This window comes from Burkholderia sp. Nafp2/4-1b (assembly GCF_003635165.1).
GTDB lineage: Bacteria > Pseudomonadota > Gammaproteobacteria > Burkholderiales > Burkholderiaceae > Burkholderia.
The window spans coordinates 1-3,445 of record NZ_ML058627.1; the positions used below are offsets into that span (position 1 = coordinate 1).

At 57.8% G+C, this 3,445-nt stretch carries 3 protein-coding genes; all 3 read right to left on the minus strand.

Features of this window, described 5'->3' with window-relative positions; genetic code table 11:
- Positions 1 to 84 precede the first annotated feature (84 nt).
- Genes C7H84_RS32130 through C7H84_RS32140 form a run of 3 tightly spaced genes read right to left on the minus strand, consistent with a single transcriptional unit; the run spans position 85 to position 3,292 of the window.
- Positions 85 to 1,095: a tyrosine-type recombinase/integrase gene (locus C7H84_RS32130; RefSeq protein WP_121862582.1), complete on the minus strand. Its 1,011-nt coding sequence runs from the start codon at positions 1,093 to 1,095 to the stop codon at positions 85 to 87.
- A complete protein-coding gene (locus C7H84_RS32135; protein WP_121862583.1) occupies positions 1,092 to 2,039 on the minus strand; it encodes a tyrosine-type recombinase/integrase in 948 nt (315 codons plus the stop codon). Before C7H84_RS32135 ends, C7H84_RS32130 begins: the two co-directional genes overlap by 4 nt.
- Positions 2,036 to 3,292, minus strand: a complete 1,257-nt coding sequence (locus tag C7H84_RS32140; protein WP_121862584.1) for a site-specific integrase — start codon at positions 3,290 to 3,292, stop codon at positions 2,036 to 2,038. Before C7H84_RS32140 ends, C7H84_RS32135 begins: the two co-directional genes overlap by 4 nt.
- Positions 3,293 to 3,445 lie beyond the last annotated feature (153 nt).

The following is a 3,445-nucleotide window of genomic DNA, read 5'->3' on the forward strand; positions in this document are numbered from 1 at the left end:
CGTTATGCGCACTTCGGGATTATGCCAAGTAAGTGTAGCGAGCTGCACAATCGGGGGGAGCTCGCCACGTAGGACAGCACATAATCAAAGCGCCTCCAGAAACTTTAGAAGCGTGTCTGGTGGTCGGTAGCGGGATCGACGGGTCTTCAGTGGGGCGATCGCCGCCAGGGCGCGCTCTTTCATGGCCAGATCTGCTTCAACATAGCCGTGTGTTGTCGACGGACTCTCATGTCCGAGCCAAAGTGCAATGACTGTGATGTCGACGCCGGACTGCAACAGGTGCATTGCGGTCGTATGTCGAAGCGTATGCGGCGAGATCGAACGCCCGAGCAACGACGGACAGCGTGTCACAGCTGCGTTTGCTGCGACGGCGATCCGCTCCGCAGCGTTTGACCGCGTCATCGATCTTCCCCAGCGGTTGGGCAGCAAAGGTTGTTCGGCGCGCAGGCCTGCAAATTCGATCCAGCGCCGAAGTTCGACTGCCGTATCCTTCCATAGCGGTACGGTCCGTTGCTTGCGCCCTTTACCGTGTAAGCGCACGCTCGGAGTGACATCAAGCTCAAGATCGCTGACATGGATGCCAATCAGTTCTGAAACCCGGGCACCCGTATTGTAAAGCACCTTGAGGAGTGCCCTGTCACGCCTGCCATACCAGGTGTCACTGTCAGGGGCATCCAGGAGCGCCTTTGCCTCGCCACGGGAGAGGAATCCGAGCATTGGCTTGTCGGAGCGCTTCATCGGAATGGCCAGAATACGCTGCGCGATAAACAAAGCCGGCGGGCACTGGGACGCCATATACTGCGCAAACCCGCGTATTGCTGCGAGCCTCGCATTGCGACTTCGTACGGCGTTGTGGCGTTCTTCTTCGAGATAGGCCAGGAATCCAACTACGAGATCTGCGTCGATGTCGAGCAATGTAAGTTGTGCAGCTGATTTACGGCATCGATCTTCTGCATAGCCAAGTAGAAGACGGAATGCATCGCGATATGCCGCGACGGTTCTGGGGCTTGCAGCCTGTTGCTGCTGCAGACGCTCGGTAAAGAAGCGCTGGACCAACGCGGCGAATTCGGCTGGTTGAGTCAACAGGGTGTTCATGCCGGAACTCCTTCAACGTAGCGTTGGAAGCGTTCGCCCGCGATGTTCATCAGCTCAGGGATACCGGTAAAGTACCAGTAGGTATCGACTACCTTGGCATGCCCTACATAGATCGACAGTGCCGACAGACATCGCCCTATGTCCTCTTCCTCCCGGTAGAAGCGCAACGCGCTACGCACGATGAAGGTATGCCGTAGATCATGCAGTCGGTGATGACGGTAGTCTCCACGAGGCTTCCAGCCGAGCTGCCTCTCACAGATTGCGTGCAACGTGTACAACATCTGGCGCTGGGTTACCGGCTGACCGCTTTCTCCCCGAAAGAAACGATCCGAACATCGATCGGGAACAAATCGGTCCCGGAAGTTAGCGTACTCCCGCAACTGCCTGGTAACTGTATCGTGCATGGCGACATAACGGTGCTGATGACATTTGGAGTTGCGGACGTCGAGCACGCCGGCATCAAGATCGACGTCGGCAACAGTCAGGTGAATCGCTTCGGAGATCCGCAGTCCTGTCGTCAACAGCAAACCAAACAACGCGCAACATGTTGCTGGGCGCAAACCTCCAGGTGGCCCGAGCAGGCTGGCTTCGGCCAGCAACGTTCGAATCTCCTGTTCAGTAAAGATATGTGGCACCAGCCGACGGTGCCCACGACCTAGCAAATTCCTCGGTGGTATGACCGTGGTGGGATCTGTACGCATTTGGAACTTGGCGAAGCCGCGCAGTGTTTCGATACGGCGAGCCCAGCTAATCGAGGAGGCGCGCTTCGAATCGCGAGCCCAGTCCGCGGCGAGATCCAGCGTCAGATGCTCGGTGCCACGCCGGTCAGCGAAGCGGGCGAAGGATTCGAGTTGCCTGCCATCAATTGCGAGTTCGAAGCCGAAGCTGCGTCGATACGCAAGATATGCCGCCACACGGGCGGCCCAACCGCCGGTGATGTTCATGTCGTGCTCCCCGGCCAGGAAAGGGCAACCTCGCGAAGGCGTTCAATATCCACACGAGCGTAGACGCGGGCCGTGTCCAAGCTCCGATGCCGTAGCAGATCAGCGATTTCCTTGATCGACACGTTCGCCCTTTGCAGGCGAGTGGCGGTTGACCTCCGCAGCACATGCGTATTGCAGAACTGATCATCCAGGTTGCAGCGTGCGAACGCTCGGTTCATGGCGTTGCGAATCGCCGCGACGCTTAACGGAACGCCGAACGGCGCCCGGTGGCGTACAAACACAAATCGACTGTCGGTTAGCGGGCGCCCCGCTCGCAGATATTGCGCTAAGGCAGCACCAGCTTGTTCAGGCAACGGCATGCGTTGCGCACGCTGGCTCTTGGTGTGCCGTAAGGTCACAATGCCACGTCGCCAGTCTATTGCGTCAAGTGTCAGGCGGGTGGCTTCGTCACCGCGCAGGCCAAGATCAAGAATGCAGCGAGCGATAGCGTAGTCGCGCATACCGGAAGGGATGTTGACATCAAAGGCCTGCAGGAAATGCTCGAGCTGAATATCCGAGAGTACCTTCGGTGGCTTCCGGTGTGGCCAATTGGCGATCACCGGCAAAGTCGAAACCGCAAGGCGAGTGTCGTCACCCTGCAATGCACGGAATCTCAGATAGCTACGCAGGCTCGTACAGATGACCCCGAGCGAACTGGGTTTCCAGTGTTGTCTGGCAAGGCTGGTGAGGAATGAGTCGACAGCCGGCATCGTCAGATTGATGGACCCAGCGAGGTCATCTGGCGTGCAGCTAGCGAAAAATGCTTCGAGGTGCCGAACACGATAGACGCACGTCGAACGAGCAAGGCCACACGTATCGCGCAAATACTCATGGAAGTTGTGCAACTCGTCTGCCAGTGGCCCCGGCGAGGTTGCGGGGATGACGTCCGCGTAAAATGGCAACGCCAAAAGATGATGCAGTGCTGCGCGCATCTCCGACACAACTGATCGGCAGGGTTCTGGACAGCGGCAAACTGGTAGGTGATGCCGGATGAAGTGTTCGACAAGCGCTCCATCAATATCCCGGGCAGAAAGCCGCTCGCGTCTCATCCAATAACTGAAATGCGCCAGGCATCGAAGGTATGCTCCGACAGTACCTCGTGCATAACGTAGTCCCTCCAGCTCGCCAATGTACGAATCGAGGAACTGGTTCAGTGGCCCATAGATCAACCAGTCTCGTCGAGCGAGACGTTTCAGGCATGCGTCGGTAGACATGATGGTCTCCGCAGGCAGGTTCACGGAACACCATCACACCACGGTTTATTATGCTGAGTTAGAACACCTCGGCGTTGCTCGCTGGACGCCTTGGAAGCTCAGCCGGGAATCCGGGGACGGATCATGCTCGCCATAATCTCGAAGTGCGCATAA